The sequence below is a fragment of the Levilactobacillus zymae genome (genome assembly GCF_032190635.1).
In the GTDB taxonomy this organism is placed as follows: Bacteria; Bacillota; Bacilli; order Lactobacillales; family Lactobacillaceae; genus Levilactobacillus; species Levilactobacillus zymae_A.
On record NZ_JAVLAS010000001.1, the window covers coordinates 881,128 to 902,475 of the forward strand.

Sequence of the window (21,348 nt, forward strand, 5' to 3'; positions counted from 1 at the left end):
GAGTGGACATGGTGAAAACAGCAGACTTAATCACGGCAATTATTACACCGTTTAACGCTGACGCAACGGCCATTAATTATGAGGCCTTAGAGCACCTGACCAACCGGTTGTTGGCCACGGGGACCAACGGGTTCGTCATTGGAGGAACCACGGGGGAGACCCCAACGCTGAGTGAGGCCGAGAAGTTGGAACTTTACACCCGGTTCGCGAAGATCGTGGCCGGTCGAGTTCCCATTATTGCCGGATGTGGTAGTAACAACACCCAGGCGACCATTGAATTCACGCGCAAGGTGGCCCAGATCCCGGGAATTGACTACGCCTTAGAGGTAGTCCCGTACTATAACAAACCCAATCAACGGGGGATGATTGCCCACTTTAAGGCCATTGCGGCGACGACGGGACTCCCGATTATTATCTATAACATTCCAGGTCGCACCGGCGTAACCATGGCCAAAGAAACCGTCGTGGAATTGGCTCAGGTGCCTAACATCGCGGGGGTCAAGCAGTGTGGTTCGTTGAGCGATTTGGAATACATCGTGGAACACGCTCCCCAGGACTTCTTGGTTTATACCGGTGAGGACGCCCAAGCTTTGTTTGCCAAGGTGATTGGGGCCACCGGCGTGGTTTCCGTTGCCTCGCACCTGTACGGCGACCAGATGGCAGCGATGTATCGCAGCTTAGAAGACGGCCACTACCAACACGCCGGGGCTTTACAACGGCAACTCACGCCGAAGATGGCGGCGTTATTCATGTACCCGTCACCATCGCCGGTTAAGGCCGTATTGAATGACCGGGGCTACCAGGTGGGCGGTTGTCGCCTACCGATTCAAACCCTAACGGCTGACGAAAAGGCCCAGCTGTACCGGGCGTTAGGTGACGAAGAGGAGGTTCAGGAATGATTTCAGCGATTGTCTCCGGGTTTACCGGTGCCATGGGACAAAAGGTCCTAGCCATGATTCAAGCGGACGCGCAACTCCAGTTGGTCGGGGTCTATAACCCGACCGTTACGGATTTAACGCCCGCCACGTATGGTCTGGCACCAACCGTCCAGGTGTTTAACCAACTCGATCAAATCACGATTGGGGCCGATGTCTGGATCGACTTCAGCACGCCGAGTGGCGCGTTTACCAACACCCAATTCGCTATCGAACACAGGATTCGTCCCGTCATTGGCACCAGTGGGATGAGTGAGCAGCAGATTGCCGAGCTGAAGCAGCTGGCCAACCAACATCACGTGGGGGGGATCATCGCCGCTAATTTCGGCGTTTCGGCCGTACTAATGATGAAGTTTGCTCAGCTTGCGGCGAAATACTTTGACCACGCCGAGGTGGTCGAATACCACCACGATGATAAGTTAGACGCGCCGTCCGGCACCGCGCTGAACACGGCGAAGTTGATCTACGATGCCCAGGGCCACGATGAACCGGGGAATCCCCAGGAACAAGATCCGCTGGGGGCCCGCGGTGGCGATTATCACGGTATCAAGATCCACGCGATTCGGTTGCCCGGATTCGTTGCCGACGAAGAGGCCATCTTTGGTGGCCCCGGCGAAACGTTAACCATCAAGCAAAGTACCACCGATCGGGCGTCGTTCATGACCGGTGTCCGGTTGGCACTCGATGCGGTGATGACGCGAGATGAGTTGATTGTTGGGTTGGAACAGTTAATTTAAGGCCACTTGGTTTGGACCGCCAGCCACTAGAAAATGAATAATTTGTGAAGATGCAGACAAAGTGAACGGTTTCAGGGTATGCTAGTAGCATGCTGGCTGAACGTCTAACCAGCACCGGGACCTAAGTGGGTCAGAGAGCCCGCCAGTCACCGGTGGCTACGCTAACACCAGCTAAAATTTGACGAATGAGGTGAGGGCGCATGCCCCAATTAGATGCAAACATCAAGGATATCGTGAACCAAACCGTTGCGCCGATCGGCATTTCGCCGATTCGGTACTTCGCCCAGAAATTCGCGAAGATTCCTGATTTAATCAAGTTAACGTTAGGTGAACCCGACTTCAACGTCCCCGAACACGTGAAGCAGGCCGCCATTGAAAGTATCACCGCCAATAAGTCACACTATGCGCCACAGAAGGGGATTCTGCCCTTGCGGCAGGCCATCAGTGACTACCTCGACGACCGTTTTGGGGTCCACTACGATCCCGAAAATGAAGTTGTGGTCACCGTGGGGGCCACGGAAGCCATTTTCGCGGCATTTGGGGCCATCTTGAATCCCGGTGACAAGGTTTTGATTCCCACGCCGACCTTCTCGTTGTACATGGCGGTGGTCAAGCTCTTCGGGGCAATCCCGGTAGAAATTGACACCACGGCCGATGGGTTTCAGCTGACCGGTAAACACCTACAAGCGGTGATCGACCGCGAAGGGGCCGAGAACATCAAGGCGTTGGTCTTGAACTTCCCGGGCAACCCCACGGGCTTTGAATACACGCGGCCCCAGTTAGAAGAAATCGCTAACGTGGTCCGAGACCAAGCCATGTACGTGATGACCGACGAAATTTACGCCGAGTTGACGTACGGTCAACCGCACGTGTCGATGGCGGAGCTCCTACCAGGTAAGAGTATTCTGGTCAACGGCCTGTCGAAGTCCCACGCCATGACCGGCTACCGGGTGGGATACTTCGTGGGTCCGGCTGAATTTATCGCTAACGCCACTAAGGTTCACGGATTTGCCGTGACCAGCGTGTCGAATCCGGCCCAGTACGCGGCACTAGCGGCACTGACTACCGGTCGCGATGACGCCAAGCCCATGCGGGAAGCCTACCAGCAACGGCGCGACTTTGTAGTGGCTAAGTTAAACGAATTGGGGTATCAGCCCCTAAAACCCGCGGGGGCGTTCTACACCTTCTCGAAGATTCCGGCTAACTTTAACCTGAGTTCGGTCGAATTCGCGGAGAAGCTGGCCGAAGAGGGCAAAGTGGGCGTGACGCCGGGAAATTGTTTCGGTGAGAGTGGCGAGGGCTACTTCCGAATCTCCTACGCGGCGTCGATGAACGATATTCAGACGGCCATGGAACGTTTGGCCGCCTTTACGGAGAAGTTAACACAACACGCTTAGGTTGAGTGAAGCGCGGCAATGAGAAAGGGTGACATTTTTATGAGTGAAGGGTATACAGTTGCAATTTTAGGTGCTACGGGTGCCGTGGGAACTCGGATGATTCAGCAGTTAGCGGCGTCAACGATTCCGGTCGCCCGGCTGAAGCTCTTAGCTTCCCAGCGGTCGGCGGGAAAGACGCTGACGTTTAAGGATCAACAAATTACGGTGGAAGAAACCACGCCAGATTCCTTTGACGGTGTCGACATCGTGTTAGCCTCGGCGGGCGGGAGCGTGTCCAAGAAGTTCCTGCCGGAAGCCGTTAAGCGGGGGGCCGTCTGTGTCGATAACACCAGTGCCTTTCGGATGGAACCGGACGTACCGTTGGTGGTCCCAGAAGTCAACGAAAATGTGTTACCACGCCATCACGGAATTATTGCGAACCCGAACTGTTCGACCATTATGATGATGGTGGCCCTAGAACCGATTCGCCAAGCCGTAGGGCTCAAGCAGATCATCGTGTCGACCTACCAGGCCGCTTCCGGGGCCGGGCAAACCGCGTTAAACGAACTGTACAGTGAAGCGCAAGATTACCTGGATCATAAGGACATGCAGGCGGAGATCTTCCCGACCAAGGGAGAACCGAAGCACTACCCGTTAGCCTTTAACCTATTGCCGCAAATCGACGTGTTGGAAGATAACTACTACTCGCATGAAGAGTGGAAGATGATTCACGAAACCAAGAAGATCATGTTAGACGACATGGATGCGCCCGATATCAAGGTCACGGCGACCTGTGTGCGGGTGCCCGTCCCGATTAGCCACGGGGAATCTATCTGGATCGATACCGGTGATCCAGATGCCACGGTTGACGAACTGCGCGCGGCCATTGATGCCGCTCCCGGTGTGGTCTTACAAGACGACCCGGCGCATCAAGTTTACCCGCAACCCATCAACGCTACGGGCAAGCGCGAAACCTTTGTCGGCCGGATTCGTGCCGATCTGGAAAACCCCGGGGCGTTCAATCTTTGGGCGGTTTCCGATAACCTCTTAAAGGGTGCGGCGTGGAATACGGTACAAATCGCAGAACGCTTAGTCGCCCAAAAGCTCGTCTAATGATTATCAAGTGAAGACGCAGATCGGTGTGTGTGGGCAAAGCGGGCACCGGTAACCCAAACGAAACATTAAATCTGGCCGGTGGTCGCCGCCGGTCAGCTAATCAGACAAATAGGGGGCCCTCGCGACTTGCGAGGGTCCCCTATTTGTGATGCGAGGATTATTCCAAAGACGTGCGCCCAAGCGGATTACTTTAGGCGTGCCACGAAGGCCTGAAACAGGGCCCGTTGATGAGCATCAGCCGCCCACATGTTTTCCGGGTGCCACTGGACGCCTTGGATGTTAGCGTTGGGCGTTTCGATGCCTTCAATCACGCCGTCGTTAGCCCGGGCCACCACCCGCACGCCAGGAGCCGGGGTTTTGATGGCTTGGTGGTGCCGTGAGTTGACAAAGGGGTGCGACCCCACCGTGCGTTGGAGCGCTGAGGGACTAACCGTGACGTAGTGAGTTGGCAGGTTTCCCGGCGCGATTTGGTGGTGTTGAAGCCGGTCGTCGCCGGGGTATTGGGTCGCGAGATCTTGATAGAGGGTGCCACCTAAAGCGACGTTAATCAGTTGCATCCCCCGGCAAATGCCTAAGATGGGGATGTGCTGGGCCACGGCGTGTTGGGCCAGGGCGATTTCGAACAGGTCACGCGGCCGGTAGGTGAGCCCCAACGCGGGGACCGGGTCCTCGCCAAAAAGCGTGGGATCGATGTCCGGGCCGCCGGTAAAAATAATCCCGTCTAAGCGACTGAGGAGACCGTCTACCTGGTCCGCCGGCAGGTGGGGGAGACTAACGGGAATCCCGCCACTTGCCAGGACCGCGTTAACCGCGTCTCGGGGAACGAAATCGGCGTGTTTTTCGTTAATGACGGGGGTGGTCGCAAAGAGCACATCCGCCGTGATACCAATAAGTTTACGCATTGAAGCAACTCCCTTATGCTATGGGTTATAGGGCTAATTTTAGCTTAAGTTCTTCGATTGTCAATTAAGGGGGGGATTCATCGTGGGCCCGTCCAACCCGGACGTCGCTCACGGTGATCATCGTGAAACCTGTTCACGTTAACGTGGGCGGTTAGCACCTAAACGGCGGGATTCCTAGCGATTTGGTAACATTTTGGGCTAACCGATTAAACGTCCCACCCATCAATCCCCTGCTGTGTTAAAATATGGCTTAGACGTTTTAGGGGGCGATACCATGATTTACGGCACCGGCATTGACATTACGGATCTTGCTCGGGTCAAAGAAGTGGTCACGAAATATCCCAGTTTTTTGACCCGGGTGCTCACACCCGGCGAATTGGTCGATTATCAACAGTTGAGTGGTCAACGCGCAATCGAGTACCTGGGGGGGCGCTGGTCGGTCAAAGAGTCCTATGGGAAGGCTCTGGGGACTGGTATCGGGCACGACTTTGGGTTTCAAGACCTTGAGGTCCGCGATAACGCCGCGGGACGTCCCGTCGTTAAGTTTCACCCGTTTGGGGGCATAGCCCACGTCTCGATCTCCCATACCGCGAGCGTGGTCATGACACAGGTTATTCTAGAAAGAGGGCAGTCATAATGGCAGTAGGGGAACATCGGCCAACGCGTCTGGTGATTGATCGCCAGGCCCTACGGCACAATATTCAAACGGAAGTAAAACGCTTAAAGTCGGATTGTGAACTTTTCATGGTTGTGAAGGCGAACGGGTATGGTCACGGTGCCGTTCAGGTTGCGCAAGTCGCTAAGGATGCGGGTGCAACGGGATTTTGCGTGGCTATCCTGGACGAAGCCTTAGAATTACGCGCGGCCGGGTTTAATGATCCCATTCTAGTGCTGGGCGTAACCCGCCCCGAGGATGCCGTACTGATGGCTCAAGAGCGGATCTCGACCGTGGTGGCGGATATCAAGTGGCTGCGAGAAGCCAGTCGTTACCTGGAGCTAACGCCACACAACCGGCCCCTTAACGTGCACCTAGGTCTCGATACGGGGATGGGCCGGATCGGGTTTCGAACGACCGATGAGCTTACCGCGGCCCTGAATTTCTTGAGTGTGCAGGTTGACGATTTTAACTTTGAGGGGATTTTTACGCACTTTTCTACGGCGGACGATCCAGACGACACGTACTTTAAGCAACAGCTCGCCAAGTGGCGGGAGCTAACGGCGGTGTTACCGTTTAGGCCACGTTACGTCCACGTCTCGAACTCCGCGACTAGTTTGTGGCACGATGCCTGCAACGACAATATGGTACGGTTTGGGGCGGCTGGGTACGGGTTGAACCCATCCGGAACGGCCATTCCCCAGACGCCATATCCGTTACAACCAGCGATGCAACTGGTGAGTGAGTTAGTCTACACGAAGCGGTTACACGCCGGGGAGTCCGTCAGTTACGGTGCCACTTATACGGCACAAACCGATGAATGGGTCGGCACGGTGCCGATTGGCTATGCTGACGGTTATGAACGCCGGTTACAGGGCTTTCACGTCTTGGTCGGTGGGCAGTTCTGTGAAATTATTGGGCGGATCTGCATGGATCAATTGATGATTCGATTACCCCAAAACTACGTGCGGGGGACTCGCGTGACGTTAGTGGGCACCAACGGCGGTCAAACCATTACGTTACAGGACATGGCGGATTACTGTGGCACCATCCATTACGAGATTGCCTGTGGCTTTACGAGTCGCTTGCCACGGCAGTACCGTGACTAATTTATATGGATTGTCGTTTCAAGGGTAACTGTTTCGTGGTAAACTGTATGAGAAGAGTCAATTAACCACTAGGAGGGTTACCATGATTCGTTCTCAGCAAGCGGTTCACCCCAAGTTTCGGGTTCAGATTTCTCGAAATGTTCGGCAACAGGCGTTAGTGCCCCTACCGGCAGCGGATGCGCGGCAGTTGGCCCTGATTATTGGTTACCAGGCGATGGCGTTGATTAATCGTGATTTGACGCGGGCCTTTACGCCCTGTGAAGAAGAAGCAGAGCGGCGGTTGACTCAATTTCGTATGACGCAACACTAATAAAACAGAGATAGGGGATGGCGGCCCATGGCCCGTGTTGAAGTTAAACGCGGTGACGTATTCTTCGCCGATCTATCACCGGTCGTTGGTTCGGAACAGGGTGGCATGCGCCCCGTGTTGATTATTCAAAACAACGTGGGGAATCACTATAGTCCGACCGTAATCGTGGCGGCAATCACCGCCCGGATTGAGAAGCCTAAAATGCCGACCCACGTCGGTATTTCGGCGGACAATACCGGCATTGAGCGGGATTCCGTCATTTTGCTTGAACAAATCCGGACGATTGATAAGCAACGATTAAAAGACCAGGTGACCCATTTAGATGTTAAGACCATGGCCGCAGTTGATGCGGCGTTGGCCACCAGCATTGGTCTGGCGGATCGGTCCCGGAAGAAACGACCAACTAAAAAAGTACATAGTAATCGTCAAACGCGCGTGCAGTGATGCTGCGCGTTTTTTGTGGTTAAAGACACCAAAAAACGAGTCTGAGCTTAAGTGCTCAAACTCGTTTTGGGTGGTCGTGACTCATTTTAACCGTTTTAGTGACCGTGGATTTACGTTAGTTTTCGTGACGTAAATCTTCAATTTCAGGCACGTGGAATTCTTTCCGTTCCAGGGCGTGGACGATGCGGTCGAGTTTTTCTTCGTCAACTTCGGCGGGCAGGGTGAACATGGTACGGTGGACCAATTCACCTTCCTGCGCGTCCAGGCTAATCACACTGGCAATCGAGGTGTACTTGGTGATGACCTTGGCCATACCGGCCAAATCGCCCCGTTCACCAGCCGAAACGACGGTTAAGACGTAACTGCCGATGTTCACGTTCCAGGATTGGGATAACATGTCCATCAGACGGGTGTGGGTCAGAATGCCGTAAAAGGCGTTCTTGTCGTCTAGGACCGCGATGTAAGGCAAGTCCTTGATCGAGAAGAAGACGTTGAAGAAGGCGGCATTGACAGAAATAAACTTGGTGGCATTTTTCAGCAGGGACGTCACTGGCAACTGCATATCACCGCCCCGTGATTTATGGCGGTAAATGTGCATCTTGTAGATGTTTCCCCGGAAGATTTGCCCCGTTTCATCTAGAATTGGCACACAACGGTACCCGGAATCTTCGAGGACTTTTAAGGCCTGTTCCAGGGTGATATCCTCGCGAACCGTGACTAAACGTTCCTTCGGTTTCACTAGGGATTTAAGCAGCATAGCAGATGACCTCCTAAAATTAGAAAAATTCTCATAATCTTTCCTAATGATACCATATTCACCGGTTATTAGGTAGTTTAATTTTAATAAAGGTGGTAAACCAGCGGTTAAGATTGGGTAACTAATCAAGTGGTAAGTCACTGACAATGCGGGTGGTGCGACCCAGTCAAAACAGGAAGCAGTCCGGAGACCGCTCCCTGTTTTTTGAGAAAATGATTAAAGTTTAAAAGACGATGACGGGAGTTCCTACTTTGACGTTGGCATAAACGGAAGCAATCTTGGAAGGTGGCGTGTTCACACACCCGTGTGACCCGTGCTTCTTGTACCAAGTGCCCCCGTATTGGGGTTGCCACGAGGAATCGTGAATGCCGACGCCGGTATCGTCGATCGGCATCCAGTACTTAACCTTCGATGCGTAGCTGGAGCCGTTATCGTTTTGTCCGCGTAACGTGGTGTTCCGTTGCTTACTCCAGATAACCCATACCCCAGTCGGCGTGTGGTGGGCCGTCGTTGATAAACCGGTGACCACGTCAGTCGAAACCACGACTTTGCCGTTCTTGTAGACCCACATGTGTTGGTTGGTCTTATCAACTTCCACGTAGGAGTTGCCAATGTCGGTCCCGTTGCTGTGATAACCGGATCCCTGAATGGTCGGGGTGCGGGTCATCCCTTTGCCCGCTAAGACCAGCTTACTGAGGACGGGTACTTCCTTCTTGACGTTGATGCTCCATCCATACAGCCCTGCAGTAACCTTGACCGTTCCGCGCTTAGTCGATTTGAAGCTGCGGGTTTTATTGATGGTCCCGTATTGGTGGCTGAGCTTAGTCAGGTACTGCTTGATGGCCGTCTGGTTCGTGGCGAGTTGCCCGTTTTTCAGGGTCAGCCAGTTACCCAGAGTGGTGGCCGAGAGCGTGATCTTGTGCCCGCTTAACTTATAAACGTAGGTTTGCTTGGTGATTGCTTGGGCTTTGGCCTTGGCCGTCTTAAAACTGGCGCTGGTCGTGGTGACCTGAGGCTTAATGTAGTCTCGATCAACGTTGACCGTGGTATGACCCTGTTCGATGGCCGCCGTGATGGACTTGGCCACTTTGGCGGTATCCAGTTGGTTCCCGTTGGTTTCTTTAGTGACCTGTAATTGATCATCTTGGTAGGTAAATGAGGCATCCTTGGAAGCCGTGCGGTGCTGGTTAGCCTTAGTGGTGATTTGCTTAGCTAGATTTAAAATACTTTGATGATTCTCGTTGCTGGCGTTGAGTTTCAGGCTATCCGCCGTTGCCGTCATCATGTGTGACGGCCAACTCCAAGCATTTTGGTGATTGATCAGTTGTTGCAAGGACTTGGTGGACGTCACCTTGAGCTTGGCCTGTTGGGTGTTAAAGGACGCGACCGTCTGGTTGCCATCCTTCAGCGTTAATTTCTGGTCCTGCATTGCGGCCTTTAACTTGGCTGCCGCTTGCTTAGCGGAGCTGCCACCAACGTTAACGCCCGCAATTTGGGTATCGTTAAAGAACACGTTAGCTGATGAATAGTGCAGTGCTTGACCAACGTAAATTGCACCGACCGCCACGCAGGCGGTGACGATACCGATAACGACTGCTTTTCGCTTTTTCATTAAGTTCGGGTGAGTGGCCCTGGCGGCTTAACCAGCGTCGCTCTACCCGGTTCACCTCCTGGATAAAATAGTGGGTAAAGCCCCTTTTCGAACATAGGTTCGCATCCGATGAATTAAGTATACCACGAAATTGATGTGTTCCGGGGGTTCAATAGGCAAGTTAATCAACTGACGACCGCTACGTCCATCCCCGAAAAGTAGCGAACCTAGCCCAAAATCGTCAATCTTAACCATCCCCGATATCATATCATCAGGTTACTTCAAATAGCCTTAAAAGACAATGGAAACGCAATTTTTGAGAGGGGTTACATTGTTGACATTACAGGGAAGTAGTCGCTTTTTGAAAACTTTTAACAGTCTAAAATGTTGGGGCGGTTTTCCCGTTATTCGGCCCTGCGGCGACGGTTGATTGACTTTAAGAATTGGCGACTAGTGGCCGGTGCTGACACCATGTGACCAACAAAAAAAGTCACCCGTTAAGGTGACTTTTAGGCGTAATCAGGTTAGATTACTTGTTTAAGTTAGCTAAACCGTCGGCCGTAACTTTCTTCAAAGTTTCGGCGGATTTGGCCATTAAGTCCTTTTCTTTAGCAGAAAGTGGTAATTCAACCACTCCGGCTAAACCGTCGGCGTTGATGATAGCAGGGGTACCGATAAAGATATCGTTCAAGCCATATTCACCGTTTAAAGCAGCCCCGATAGGCAATACGGCGTTTTCATCACGTAAGATGGCCCGCGTGATCCGCATTAAGCAGGTCGCCACACCGTAGAAGGTTGCGCCCTTACGGTTGATGATTTCATAGGCCTTGTTCCGCGTCTGGTCTTCGATCTTGGCTAAGTCGTCGTCGGAGATGCCCTTTTCCTTAGCAATCGTCTTCAAAGGCTTGCCGGCAACTGAGGCTTCGTCGTAAGCGGCGAATTCGGAGTCACCGTGTTCGCCCATGATGTAGGCGTTCACGTCACGAGGATCCACGTCCAACTTCTTAGCTAAAGCTACCCGTAAGCGGGCCGTGTCCAGAGAAGTCCCGGAACCAATGACCTTTTCCTTAGGGAAGCCTGAGAACTTCCAAGTAGCGTAGGTCAAGATGTCTACTGGGTTAGCAGCAACGACGAAGATCCCATCGAAACCGGAGTCGACGATTGGTTTAACGATGGAAGACAAGATCTTTAAGTTCTTGTTCACTAAGTCTAACCGCGTTTCGCCTGGCTTTTGTGGGGCACCAGCGGTGATGACAACTACGTCAGCATCCTTGGCGTCGGAGTAGTCACCGGAGTAGACCTTCTTTGGGGCCGTGAAGACTTGAGCATCTTCAAGGTCTAAAGCGTCTCCTTCAGTCCGTTCCTTAATAACATCCACAATTACGAATTCTTCGGCAATACCTTGGTTCATCATTGAGTAGGCGTAAGACGAGCCAACGGCACCGTCACCGACTAAAACAACTTTTTGATGATTCTTAGTAGTCAAATTCTTCATCTCCTAAATAAATTTTGACATCCAGGTACGCTATAATACCCAAATGTAAGTATAACATGTAACTTAACCAGCGGCCACGACCCAGCCGAGCAAATTTCACAAATCGAATTGTTTTGATGCCCAATGGCTGAGCCTAATCGCCAACAGTGAAGTTGCTGGGGGACTATGCTATACTGATGACGGTTGACTAGTCACAAGAAGAATAACAGCCAGCTGAACGGCCCCGTGGTCGTCCGGCTATTTTGTTTCTAGTCGGAAATTTACAGTGAATAAGGGAGAACTTACTTTAAAATGAAAATGATTGTTGGTTTGGGAAACATTGGCCCCCAATACGATAACACCCGGCACAACACCGGCTTCATGGTGGTAGATGCTTTTGCGCAGGCTCACCAGATTGCTTTAACGACTCGTAAGATGGATGCCCGTTACGGAACGGGCATCATCAACGGCGAGAAGGTCATGATTGTGAAACCAACGACGTTTATGAACGAATCCGGGCGAGCCGTCCATCCCTTGATGCAGTATTACAAGGTGGCCATCGAAGATTTAATCGTGGTGCAAGATGACATGGACTTACCGTTGGGGCGCATCCGGCTACGGGACCACGGCTCCGCGGGGGGGCACAATGGCATCAAGAGCCTGATTGCCCACGTGGGGACCCAGAATTTCGCCCGGATTAAGGTCGGCATTGCCCACCCCCAACAACATACCGTGGTGGACTACGTGCTGGGGCGCTTTACGGCGGACCAACAACCGGTCTTTAACCAAGCGAGTGATCACGCGGTCGCCGCATTGGAAGACTGGGTCGCTGGGATGGACTTTGCCCAATTGATGAACCGATACAATTAAGATAGGAAGTTATTCGAGTGAACTTAGAAGGATTTTTGACCCAAACGGCGCCTTACGCGTCCATTCGCCAAACGATTGCGCCGGGCCAGCGGCAACTGGTGACCGGCCTCAACGGTTCGGCCGAAACACTCCTCATTGCCAGCCTCCTTCACGATCAACACCGCTCACTGATCTACGTGACGGATACCCTGTACCACGCGGGGCAGCTGGTCGATGATCTCGCCAATCTCCTGACGGAGGATGAATTATACGAATTTCCGGTTGAGGAACTCCTGGCTGCTGAGGTGGCGACCAGCTCGCCGGAATACCGGGCAGATCGGATTGCGGCCTTACGCGCCCTGCAAAGCGATCGGCCCGTGGTCGTGGTCACGGCGCTGTCTGGGTTACGGCGGTTCTTACCGGATCCCCAGAACTTTGCGGCGGCCCGGTTCGCCGTGAAGGTGGGCGACGAATTTGATTTAGAGCAGCTGCAGAAGAAACTTTTTGCGATGGGCTATACCCATCAGAAGCTGGTCGCGGCCCCCGGGGACTTTGCGGTTCGCGGGTCAATTGTCGATATTTACCCGCTCGCGGCGGATTATCCAGTCAGAGTGGACTTTTTCGATACCGAGGTGGATTCCTTACGGTACTTCGATCCGGCGACGCAACGCAGTGTGGAAAATATCGACCAGGTCGAGGTACTGCCCGCAACCGACTTTATTTTAACGGCCGACGAACGACAGGCAGGGGCCGCTAAGCTCACGCAGGAACTGGCAACCCAGACGGCGACGTTGGCGACCGAAGATGCTGAGACGTTGACTAATCAGGTGCAACCCTTGATCGATGGCCTGCAGAAGGGATCGGTGGATCCTCAACTGATGGAGTTTGCCGATTACCTGTTCCCGGCCCATCACCAGGTATTAGACTACCTGGACGCGGCCGGCACAGTGCTCTTTGGCGACTACGCGCGGCTCCAAGACGGCGAACGTCAGCTCCTAGAAGACGAGGCCAACTGGGCAACCGATAAGTTGGCCCACCACCAAATTTTTGCGAATCAAATCTTTGGGGGAGAGTTGCGGCCCATCGTGCGTGATGATCCACACGCCCAGATTATGTTGTCTCTGTTCCAGAAGGGGATGGGGAACTTACGATTTGCCGCGATCACCAACGTGACGACCCGCGCGATGCAGCAGTTCTTCAGTCAGTTACCCGTGATGAAGACCGAAATCGATCGTTGGCATAAGCAGGGCCAAACGGTGATTTTGTTGGTCCAAGACGAGGAACGGTTAGCGAAGATCGAAAAGACGCTTGACGATTTCGAGATTCAGGTCGTCCTGACCAAGCGCGAAAACCTGCAACCAGGATTAACGCAATTGGTCCCGGAACGCTTGCAGACGGGGTTTGAACTCCCCGAAGCCAAGTTGGTGGTGATTACCGAAGCCGAAATGTTCCAGAAGATCACCAAGAAGCGGCCGCGGCGCCAGAGCATGGCTAATGCCGAGCGCTTAAAGAGTTATACCGATTTAAAGCCCGGCGACTACGTGGTGCACGTTAACCACGGGATTGGGAAATTCATCGGGATGCAGACCTTAACGGTGGATGGCGTGCACCAAGACTACATGACCATCGATTATCAGGATAACGCGCAGTTGTTTATTCCGGTTACCCAGTTAAACCTGATTCAAAAGTACGTGTCATCTGAAGACAAAAAGCCGCGCATCAACAAACTCGGCGGGTCCGAATGGGCCAAGACCAAGCGTAAAGTGGCGGCTAAGATTGAAGATATCGCCGACGAATTGGTCGACTTGTACGCTAAACGGGCGGCTGAGAAGGGGTACGCCTTTCCCGCCGACGATAGTTTACAGGAAGACTTCGATAACAGCTTTCCGTACGCCGAGACGCCGGACCAGTTGCGCTCCATCAACGAAGTGAAGCACGACATGGAAAAGCCCCGGCCGATGGACCGCTTGTTAGTCGGTGACGTGGGTTATGGGAAGACCGAAGTGGCGTTACGGGCGGCCTTTAAGGCGGTTGAAGCCGGTAAACAGGTGGCCTTCTTGGTCCCAACGACCATCCTGGCACAACAACACTACGACACCATGGTTAACCGGTTTGAGGGCTATCCCATCACCGTCGAGATGTTCTCGCGGTTCCGGACCACCAAGCAGATTCACCAGTCGATTAAGGACCTCGAGGACGGCCAGTTAGACATCGTGGTCGGCACCCACCGGTTGTTGTCCAAGGACGTGAAGTTCAAGAACCTGGGCCTGGTCCTGGTTGATGAGGAACAACGCTTTGGCGTCAAGCACAAGGAACGCTTGAAGCAGTTAAAGGCCAACGTCGACGTCTTGACGCTGACGGCTACGCCGATTCCGCGGACCCTCCACATGTCGATGCTGGGCGTCCGGGACCTCTCGGTGATCGAAACGCCGCCGGCTAACCGCTTCCCGATTCAAACCTACGTGATGGAGCAAAACGCGGGGGCCATTCAGGATGGCATTCGGCGAGAAATGCAACGGGGCGGCCAGGTCTTTTACCTGCATAACCGGGTGGACGACATCGAAAAAACGGTTAGTCAGTTGCAAGCTTTGGTTCTCGAAGCCCAGATTGGCTACATCCATGGGCAGATGACCGAGGCCCAACTCGAAGGGGTCTTGTTTGACTTCTTGCGTGGCGAATACGATGTGCTGGTCACCACGACCATCATCGAAACGGGGATCGATATTCCTAACGCCAACACCCTGTTCGTGGAAAATGCCGACCGGATGGGGTTGTCACAACTGTATCAATTGCGGGGCCGAATCGGGCGAAGCAACCGGGTGGCCTACGCGTACTTCACTTACCAACCCAATAAGGTGCTGACCGAGGTCAGTGAGAAGCGGTTGGAAGCCATCAAGGACTTTACCGAGTTGGGATCGGGCTTCAAGATCGCCATGCGCGACCTCTCCATTCGGGGGGCCGGGAATCTGTTGGGGAAGCAGCAACACGGGTTTATCAACTCCGTGGGGTACGACCTTTACACGCAGATGCTTAGCGACGCCGTGGCCAAGAAGCGCGGGCGGCACACCCAACCCAAGACCGATACGACCGTGGAACTGGGCGTGGAAGCGTATCTGCCGAGTGACTACATTGAAGACGAGCAACAGAAGATTGAGATGTATAAGCGGATTCGTCAGCTAGCAAGTGATGACGAAGTGGCGGAGATTCAGGCCGACCTGATCGATCGGTTTGGCGACTACCCGGCTGCAGTCGGCCAGCTTTTAACGATTGGTCAGCTGAAGTTGGCTGCGGACTTGGCGTTAGTCGACAAGATTCGGCGGGTTAACGGCGACATCTTCGTGACCATCTCCAAGCAGGGCACCGATATCCTGGGTGGCGAGGACGTTTTCAAGGCGTTGGCCGCCACTAAATTGAAGGCCACGGTTACCATCAACGCGGATCGCTTGCACATTAAGCTGGTGATTCAACCTAAAATGACGGTTGATGATTGGCTACCGCAACTACGACAATTCATTGCCGCGTTGCGCGATATCGTGGTACCAATTACGGCGCCCCAAGGTTCGGCGGACCAGACGTCTACCGATTAAGATTGCGCCGGGGACCGTTGGTGCGGTACAATGGGGGCTTAAATTTCGGTGATGGCTGGTAACAAAAACGTCACGCGAATCCCTAACGGGGAGAAGGAGGCGGCCCATGGGGCACCATAACGTCAATACCACCCTGCGCGGTGCGTTAGTCCTGTCGATTGCGGCCTTCATTGCCAAGGTTCTAAGCGCCGTCTACCGGGTGCCGTTTCAAAACCTGGTCGGGAATACGGGCTTTTATGTGTACCAACAAGTGTATCCGCTCTATGGCATCGGCATGACCTTTGCGTTGAGCGGATTACCCGTGTTTATTTCTAAGTTAGTGGCGGATGCGCCCGATTTGCCCAGCCAACAGCAGGTGGCCCGGCAGGTTTACCATTGGACCTGGGGAATTGCCCTGGTGATCTTTGGGGGCCTGCAGGTGGGGGCTCCCGGGCTGGCACGGGGAATGGGGGATGCACAGCTGACATCCTTGATCCGGATGGTGGCGTGGATGTTCCTATTGATGCCCGATCTGTCCGTCAACCGGGGGTACCATCAGGGACGCTTTCAGATGCTACCCACGGCCCGTTCGCAGGTCGTTGAACAGACCGTTCGGGTGGTTGTCATCCTGACGGTAGCGGTACTGGCGACCCGGCAGGGCTGGTCCGACTATCAAATGGGAACCTGGGCCATGAGTAGTGGTGCGGTAGCGGCGATAGCGGCCTGGATGATCTTACCCAGCTGGCGGCAACCGATCAACGGACCCGTGACCCGTTTGCCTCACGTGGGCCAGCGGCTCTTGATTGAAGGGGGGACCCTGTGCCTACTGACCGCCATGATGGTGCTACTCCAACTGGTAGATTCATTTACCGTGAAGAAGGGGTTGGTAGCCGGTGGGTTATCGAACCTGGCGGCTAAGGACCTTAAGGGGGTCTATGACCGCGCCCAGCCCTTGGTCCAATTAGGCTTAGTGGTGGCGGTGGCCTTCGCCACGTCCTTACTACCGGCGTTAACGGCGGCAGTGAACCGGGGGCGGTTACGCGAGTTCAAACGCTTGGCCACCACCATGATGCGCATTGCGTTGGTGATTGCGGCGGCGGCCACTGCGGGACTGGTGAGCTTGATGCCCTGGGTCGACCGCTTACTGTTCGGCAACGCGCAGGGCGCCTGGATGCTAGCGGTGTATATGCTGAGCATTGTCTTCGCGACGTTGATTCAAACTTATAATAGCGTGCTCCAAAGTCGCGATCAGTACCGCTTGACCGTGGTTGCCCTGCTAAGCGGGTTAGCAGTCAAGGCCAGTGGCAATCACTGGGCGGTGGTCACCTTTGGCGGAATGGGGGCTAGTGCGCTGACCGTGATCAGCCTGGGGGTCATGGCCCTCATCTTGTGGTTCGGTTCGGCGGCCACGCTACGCTCCGGGATTTGGACCTGGTCGTTTAGTGGGAAATTACTGAGCTGTTTAGTGGTCATGACCTTAGGAGTCCGCGGCCTAGTCCGGGTGTTCCAGTGGGGCTGGCCGGCGGTGTATACGAGCCGATTGGCCGTCGGCGCCGCGTTGATCGTCGTGATTGGGGCGGGCGTCTGCCTATTCTTGGGGATGGCCTTAAGCTGTCGGTTACTGACCGTTCGGGAATGGTTAACTCTGCCCCACGCGGCGAGGTTATTACGATTTTGGCAAAAAATTAGCCAACATGGAGGAAAATAATATGCGTTTAGACAAATTTTTAAAGGTATCACGGATCATCAAGCGGCGCTCGGTTGCTAAGGAAATTGCGGATAAGGGTCGGATTTTAGTGAACGGGAAGGTCGCCAAGTCATCGAGTAACGTCGCAACGAACGATGAATTGGTGATTAAGTTCGGGAATAAAACGTTAACGGTCAAGGTCGATGCTTTACTGGAGACCACCAAAAAGGATGACGCCGAACGGATGTACACGATTGTCAAGGAAGACTACGCGCAAGATTTTCGCGAAAATTAGTCGATTAAATATGACGAATGTTTTACATTATGCCTAACCCGCTAGACGGTTAATTTGAAAGTTGCTATACTCAAGTTAACTAAATTGGTAAAGTTCAGTGGGGTGAACGGTATGGCGGGCGGCAAACAACCGCAAACGGCGAAAGTACAACGCTTAGAAAACGATTACACACGGCGCTTGGCGCGACAAAAGGTTGCGGCCAAGCAAACGCATCATGGGCTTAAACGGCGACGTTTGCGCCGGATGGCCCGGATTTTAGCGGTTTTTGCCGTCTTTGCTTTAATTTTGAGTGTGCAATTAATTCGGACTAACGCCAGCCTGCATCACGTTGATCAGCAGGTCACGACCAGCAAACAAAAGTTGGCGCAGACGAAACATACCAATGCGGAATTAAAATTAGAAGTCAAGCAACTGAATAATCAGGATTACTTAGGCCAGTTAATTCGTTCGAAGTACTATTACTCCAAGTCAGGCGAGACGATTTATAGTCTCCCGGGGGACCATGCGAGCGACGTCACGGCGAAGTAATCTCATCCGTAGCCTCCTTTTTAAGCAGGGGTTACGGATTTTTTTAACCACTGACCATTAGTTGTTCTGCCGAGATAACCGGTGGTTTGGCCGATTCTCTGTAGAGGAATGTGGCGGAAACATGGTAGACTAGATAGTGGTCAGGTCAAGTGATTTCCAGGTGAAAACAATCAGGATGAACGCACAAAATACCGGGGACCCACCCCTTAGTTTTCTGAAAAGACTAAGGGGAGGAGACCCCGGCGCAAGCGCGTTAAATTCATGATTTTGGCAGTTTGGGATTGGCTTGAGTTGTGGTATACTGAAAGCACTTATTTTAAGGAGGAACTTCTTGTTTATGGCAATCGAGGTTGGAGCTAAGGTTTCCGGAAAGGTCTCTGGAATTACGAACTTTGGCGCATTTGTTGATTTGGGTGACCACAAGACCGGGTTAGTCCACATTAGTGAAATTTCTGACGGATACGTGAAGGACATCCACGACGTCTTATCCGTAGGTGACGAGGTCACGGTTAAGGTCTTAACTGTGGGGAATGATGGGAAGATTGGGTTGTCGATCCGGAAAGCACAGGATCATCCCGCAGCCGAACATGCTCATCGGCCACATAATAATGATCACCGTGACCATGATCGGCGCGGTGGCAACGACCATCGGGGGAACTTCCATAACAATGGCGGCGACCACGGTGAACATGGCCATGGCGGTCGGCGATTTGAGAATAACGGGTCACGGTCACACCATGGCTCCGCGAATGGTCGCTTTGCCGGTCATCACTCGAACCATAAAGAGAATTTTGACGATATGATGTCCGGGTTCTTGAAGCAAAGTGAGGACCGTTTAGCCACGATCAAGCGCAATACCGAAGGGAAGCGCGGCGGTCGTGGTGGTCGGCGTAGTTAGCGTCGGCATTCACGCTCAGTAATGAAGAAAGGGCCGCACCCGTTGCGGCTCTTTTGTTTAGCCAGTTTTTTAGGGAAAGGGACGACAGACGTGACGTTAGAAGCAGACTTTCGGCGGCATTGGCGAACGCAGAATTGGGGCGGTCCTAGCCGACGGGGACTGGTTGCCGTGTCCACGGGGGTGGATTCGATGGTCCTGTTAACTTTGCTGACCCAGTTACCGCGGGCTGAGCGCCCTCAATTGACGGTCGTGCACGTGAATCACGAATTACGCGCGCAAAGCACTGAGGAGGAAGCCTTCCTAACCCGGTGGTGTGCCCAACACGAATTACCGTTGGTGGTCAAGCATTGGCCGTTAGCCACGCATCCCGCTCACGGCACGGAGGAGGCGGCACGGCAGTTCCGGTATGCCTTTTTTGCCGAACAGTTAAGGGCCCAGTCAGCGGACTGGGTAGCGACGGCCCATCAGGCCGATGAGCAAGCCGAAACGATTCTGTTGAAGTTATTGCGCGGCGGTCAATTGGCCCAATTAACGGGAATGACGGCCAGTCGCCCCTTAGGGACGGGACGGGTCATTCACCCGTTATTGCCCTTTACGAAGGCCCAATTACGAGATTACGCGCAGCACCACCGCTTGCCCTGGTATGAGGACGCCACTAATCAGGACTTGGAGGCGAGTCGTAATCGGGTGCGCCACCAATTACTGCCTGCCTTGCAGCGGGAAAATCCGCAGGTGGTCACCCATTTGGGGGACTACGGGCAACAATTGGCGGCGGTTTTAGCGGTAGCGGATCGCGCACTGGACGCCCAACTCGCAACCATCATGACCAGCTGGACACCGGCTACCGGCAACGTGGCGACGTTACTGGCCCGGCCAGCTAGCGAACAGCGGCTACTTTTAGCCCGGTTGATCAAGCGAGTAGCGCCGACCGTCAGTGCCCGGCCAGCACATCTGACGCAAACCCTGCAGCTGTTTCAAAATGATCAACGGGCGACCGGTGAAGTGTCCTTAGGCGCCGGTTGGCGGTTGCGTAAAGAGTACCGGACATTTCGCGTTGAAAAACCCGAAAAATTCGGGAAAAAATCCGTGGCAGATTTTAGTTTTATGGTAGACTTAAACCAATGGCAACCGGTTGGGGACAACTGGTTGTTGGGTGTTTTTCCAGCGACTGCCGCGCACCGTAACCCTCACCGGATCGTGGGGTTAACGGCCGAAGACTGGCCGTTAACCGTGCGTTCCTGGCGCGCTACTGATCGACTCCGGTTGATTAGTGGGCACCATCAATCGGTACGGCGGGCGCTGATCAACGCAAAGGTCCCACAGCAACAACGGTCGCAAGTGGCCGTCTTAGTCACCGCTCAGGGAACCGTGTTGGCGGCTCTGGGCGTCAAGTGGTCGGTTTTACCACCACGACAGCACACCACAAACTATTACATTGGCATACAGCCTGTATCGGCGAAAGGGGAACAGCATGAATAACGATATTGAAAAGGTCCTATATAGTGAGGAAGACATTGCCGCAGCCTGCAAACGACTCGGTACCCAACTGGCAGAGGATTATCAAGGAAAGACGCCATTAATCATCTGTGTCTTAAAAGGGGCCATCCTGTTTATGACGGACGTCATTCGGGACATGGACATTTACGCTGAGATTGATTTTATTGACGTGTCGAGTTATCACGGTGGGACGGCGTCAACTGGAACCATTACGTTGTTGAAAGATTTGGACACGGACGTCAGTGGTCGCGACATTTTGTTAGTTGAAGACATTATCGACACGGGCCGGACGTTGAAGTACTTAGAGGACCTCTTGAAGGACCGCAATGCCAAGTCGATTAAGGTCTGCACGTTGATGGATAAACCCAGTGGCCGAGTGGTTGAAGCTAAGGCAGACTACGTCGGATTTAACGTGCCGAGCGAGTTTGTGGTCGGCTATGGTTTGGACTACGAAGAAAAATATCGTAACCTCCCATACGTCGGTGTTCTGAAGCCGGCAGTTTACTCAGATAAATAATTAGTCAACGATAGTCAATTGTGATAACATCTTATTTAGTTAAAGGGCATAAGCTCTAAATTTCGTTCCTGTCTGTGGTTAGACTGGGAACTGTGAGTAAGGAGG

The 21,348-nt window shown here is 53.5% G+C and carries 20 protein-coding genes; 16 read left to right on the forward strand and 4 right to left on the reverse strand.

Features of this window, described 5'->3' with window-relative positions; genetic code table 11:
- The first annotated feature begins 2 nt into the window (after positions 1-2).
- The 4 genes from dapA to RI501_RS03915 all read left to right on the forward strand — a co-directional run bounded on the left by dapA (position 3) and on the right by RI501_RS03915 (position 4,161).
- Positions 3-899 (forward strand): 4-hydroxy-tetrahydrodipicolinate synthase, encoded by an 897-nt coding sequence (gene dapA, locus RI501_RS03900; protein ID WP_313820449.1) that lies wholly within the window; start codon positions 3-5, stop codon positions 897-899.
- Positions 896-1,672, forward strand: a complete 777-nt coding sequence (gene dapB / locus RI501_RS03905; protein WP_313820450.1) for a 4-hydroxy-tetrahydrodipicolinate reductase — start codon at positions 896-898, stop codon at positions 1,670-1,672. Before dapA ends, dapB begins: the two co-directional genes overlap by 4 nt.
- A gap of 200 nt (positions 1,673-1,872) precedes the next feature.
- Positions 1,873-3,069: an aminotransferase class I/II-fold pyridoxal phosphate-dependent enzyme gene (locus RI501_RS03910; RefSeq protein ID WP_313820451.1), complete on the forward strand. Its 1,197-nt coding sequence runs from the start codon at positions 1,873-1,875 to the stop codon at positions 3,067-3,069.
- 39 nt (positions 3,070-3,108) lie between these two features.
- Complete coding sequence (locus tag RI501_RS03915; protein ID WP_313820452.1) at positions 3,109-4,161, forward strand: aspartate-semialdehyde dehydrogenase; 1,053 nt, start codon at positions 3,109-3,111, stop codon at positions 4,159-4,161.
- A 188-nt stretch (positions 4,162-4,349) separates the two neighbouring features.
- Here RI501_RS03915 and RI501_RS03920 read toward each other — a convergent pair whose 3' ends face one another.
- On the reverse strand, positions 4,350-5,066 hold the full coding sequence (locus RI501_RS03920; RefSeq protein ID WP_313820453.1) for a gamma-glutamyl-gamma-aminobutyrate hydrolase family protein: 717 nt from the start codon (positions 5,064-5,066) through the stop codon (positions 4,350-4,352).
- A gap of 274 nt (positions 5,067-5,340) precedes the next feature.
- Between RI501_RS03920 and acpS the strand changes: the two genes are divergently transcribed.
- The 4 genes from acpS to RI501_RS03940 all read left to right on the forward strand — a co-directional run bounded on the left by acpS (position 5,341) and on the right by RI501_RS03940 (position 7,584).
- A complete protein-coding gene (gene acpS / locus RI501_RS03925) occupies positions 5,341-5,703 on the forward strand; it encodes a holo-ACP synthase (RefSeq protein ID WP_313820454.1) in 363 nt (120 codons plus the stop codon).
- Entirely contained in the window at positions 5,703-6,830 is a 1,128-nt protein-coding gene (gene alr, locus RI501_RS03930) for an alanine racemase (RefSeq protein ID WP_313820455.1), read from the forward strand. Before acpS ends, alr begins: the two co-directional genes overlap by 1 nt.
- A gap of 82 nt (positions 6,831-6,912) precedes the next feature.
- Complete coding sequence (locus RI501_RS03935; protein ID WP_313820456.1) at positions 6,913-7,140, forward strand: hypothetical protein; 228 nt, start codon at positions 6,913-6,915, stop codon at positions 7,138-7,140.
- A 27-nt stretch (positions 7,141-7,167) separates the two neighbouring features.
- Positions 7,168-7,584: a type II toxin-antitoxin system PemK/MazF family toxin gene (locus RI501_RS03940; RefSeq protein ID WP_057731200.1), complete on the forward strand. Its 417-nt coding sequence runs from the start codon at positions 7,168-7,170 to the stop codon at positions 7,582-7,584.
- 115 nt (positions 7,585-7,699) lie between these two features.
- Here the strand turns inward: RI501_RS03940 and cbpA are convergent, their stop codons facing one another.
- The 3 genes from cbpA to RI501_RS03955 form a co-directional block, all read right to left on the reverse strand.
- Positions 7,700-8,341: a cyclic di-AMP binding protein CbpA gene (gene cbpA / locus RI501_RS03945; protein WP_057731199.1), complete on the reverse strand. Its 642-nt coding sequence runs from the start codon at positions 8,339-8,341 to the stop codon at positions 7,700-7,702.
- Between the two features lie 223 nt (positions 8,342-8,564).
- Entirely contained in the window at positions 8,565-9,953 is a 1,389-nt protein-coding gene (locus RI501_RS03950; RefSeq protein WP_313820457.1) for a L,D-transpeptidase family protein, read from the reverse strand.
- 508 nt (positions 9,954-10,461) lie between these two features.
- Positions 10,462-11,427 carry an L-lactate dehydrogenase gene (locus tag RI501_RS03955; RefSeq protein WP_313820458.1) on the reverse strand — a complete coding sequence of 322 codons (966 nt, stop codon included), beginning with the start codon at positions 11,425-11,427 and terminating at the stop codon, positions 10,462-10,464.
- A 291-nt stretch (positions 11,428-11,718) separates the two neighbouring features.
- On the opposite strand from RI501_RS03955, the gene pth reads away from it, so the two are divergent.
- The 8 genes from pth to hpt all read left to right on the forward strand — a co-directional run bounded on the left by pth (position 11,719) and on the right by hpt (position 21,243).
- Positions 11,719-12,276, forward strand: coding sequence for an aminoacyl-tRNA hydrolase (gene pth, locus RI501_RS03960; protein WP_313820459.1), 558 nt, complete (start codon positions 11,719-11,721; stop codon positions 12,274-12,276).
- Between the two features lie 17 nt (positions 12,277-12,293).
- On the forward strand, positions 12,294-15,842 hold the full coding sequence (mfd, locus tag RI501_RS03965) for a transcription-repair coupling factor (protein WP_313820460.1): 3,549 nt from the start codon (positions 12,294-12,296) through the stop codon (positions 15,840-15,842).
- A gap of 106 nt (positions 15,843-15,948) precedes the next feature.
- Positions 15,949-17,529, forward strand: coding sequence for a putative polysaccharide biosynthesis protein (locus tag RI501_RS03970; protein WP_313820461.1), 1,581 nt, complete (start codon positions 15,949-15,951; stop codon positions 17,527-17,529).
- 1 nt (position 17,530) lies between these two features.
- Entirely contained in the window at positions 17,531-17,803 is a 273-nt protein-coding gene (locus RI501_RS03975; protein ID WP_313820462.1) for an RNA-binding S4 domain-containing protein, read from the forward strand.
- 111 nt (positions 17,804-17,914) lie between these two features.
- Positions 17,915-18,331, forward strand: coding sequence for an FtsB family cell division protein (locus tag RI501_RS03980; RefSeq protein WP_313820463.1), 417 nt, complete (start codon positions 17,915-17,917; stop codon positions 18,329-18,331).
- 337 nt (positions 18,332-18,668) lie between these two features.
- A complete protein-coding gene (locus RI501_RS03985; protein WP_313820464.1) occupies positions 18,669-19,229 on the forward strand; it encodes a S1 domain-containing RNA-binding protein in 561 nt (186 codons plus the stop codon).
- Positions 19,230-19,319: 90 nt separating this feature from the next.
- Positions 19,320-20,708 carry a tRNA lysidine(34) synthetase TilS gene (tilS, locus tag RI501_RS03990; protein ID WP_313820465.1) on the forward strand — a complete coding sequence of 463 codons (1,389 nt, stop codon included), beginning with the start codon at positions 19,320-19,322 and terminating at the stop codon, positions 20,706-20,708.
- Entirely contained in the window at positions 20,701-21,243 is a 543-nt protein-coding gene (gene hpt, locus RI501_RS03995) for a hypoxanthine phosphoribosyltransferase (RefSeq protein WP_057802259.1), read from the forward strand. Before tilS ends, hpt begins: the two co-directional genes overlap by 8 nt.
- The last annotated feature ends 105 nt before the right edge of the window (positions 21,244-21,348 follow it).

Coding starts and splice junctions, on each gene's coding strand:
- dapB (WP_313820450.1), top strand. CDS start 896: ATGATTTCAGCGATTGTCTCCGGGTTTACCGGTGCCATGGGACAAAAG.
- RI501_RS03910 (WP_313820451.1), top strand. CDS start 1,873: ATGCCCCAATTAGATGCAAACATCAAGGATATCGTGAACCAAACCGTT.
- RI501_RS03915 (WP_313820452.1), top strand. CDS start 3,109: ATGAGTGAAGGGTATACAGTTGCAATTTTAGGTGCTACGGGTGCCGTG.
- RI501_RS03920 (WP_313820453.1), bottom strand. CDS start 5,066: ATGCGTAAACTTATTGGTATCACGGCGGATGTGCTCTTTGCGACCACC.
- acpS (WP_313820454.1), top strand. CDS start 5,341: ATGATTTACGGCACCGGCATTGACATTACGGATCTTGCTCGGGTCAAA.
- alr (WP_313820455.1), top strand. CDS start 5,703: ATGGCAGTAGGGGAACATCGGCCAACGCGTCTGGTGATTGATCGCCAG.
- RI501_RS03935 (WP_313820456.1), top strand. CDS start 6,913: ATGATTCGTTCTCAGCAAGCGGTTCACCCCAAGTTTCGGGTTCAGATT.
- RI501_RS03940 (WP_057731200.1), top strand. CDS start 7,168: ATGGCCCGTGTTGAAGTTAAACGCGGTGACGTATTCTTCGCCGATCTA.
- cbpA (WP_057731199.1), bottom strand. CDS start 8,341: ATGCTGCTTAAATCCCTAGTGAAACCGAAGGAACGTTTAGTCACGGTT.
- RI501_RS03950 (WP_313820457.1), bottom strand. CDS start 9,953: ATGAAAAAGCGAAAAGCAGTCGTTATCGGTATCGTCACCGCCTGCGTG.
- RI501_RS03955 (WP_313820458.1), bottom strand. CDS start 11,427: ATGAAGAATTTGACTACTAAGAATCATCAAAAAGTTGTTTTAGTCGGT.
- pth (WP_313820459.1), top strand. CDS start 11,719: ATGAAAATGATTGTTGGTTTGGGAAACATTGGCCCCCAATACGATAAC.
- RI501_RS03970 (WP_313820461.1), top strand. CDS start 15,949: ATGGGGCACCATAACGTCAATACCACCCTGCGCGGTGCGTTAGTCCTG.
- RI501_RS03975 (WP_313820462.1), top strand. CDS start 17,531: ATGCGTTTAGACAAATTTTTAAAGGTATCACGGATCATCAAGCGGCGC.
- RI501_RS03980 (WP_313820463.1), top strand. CDS start 17,915: ATGGCGGGCGGCAAACAACCGCAAACGGCGAAAGTACAACGCTTAGAA.
- RI501_RS03985 (WP_313820464.1), top strand. CDS start 18,669: ATGGCAATCGAGGTTGGAGCTAAGGTTTCCGGAAAGGTCTCTGGAATT.
- hpt (WP_057802259.1), top strand. CDS start 20,701: ATGAATAACGATATTGAAAAGGTCCTATATAGTGAGGAAGACATTGCC.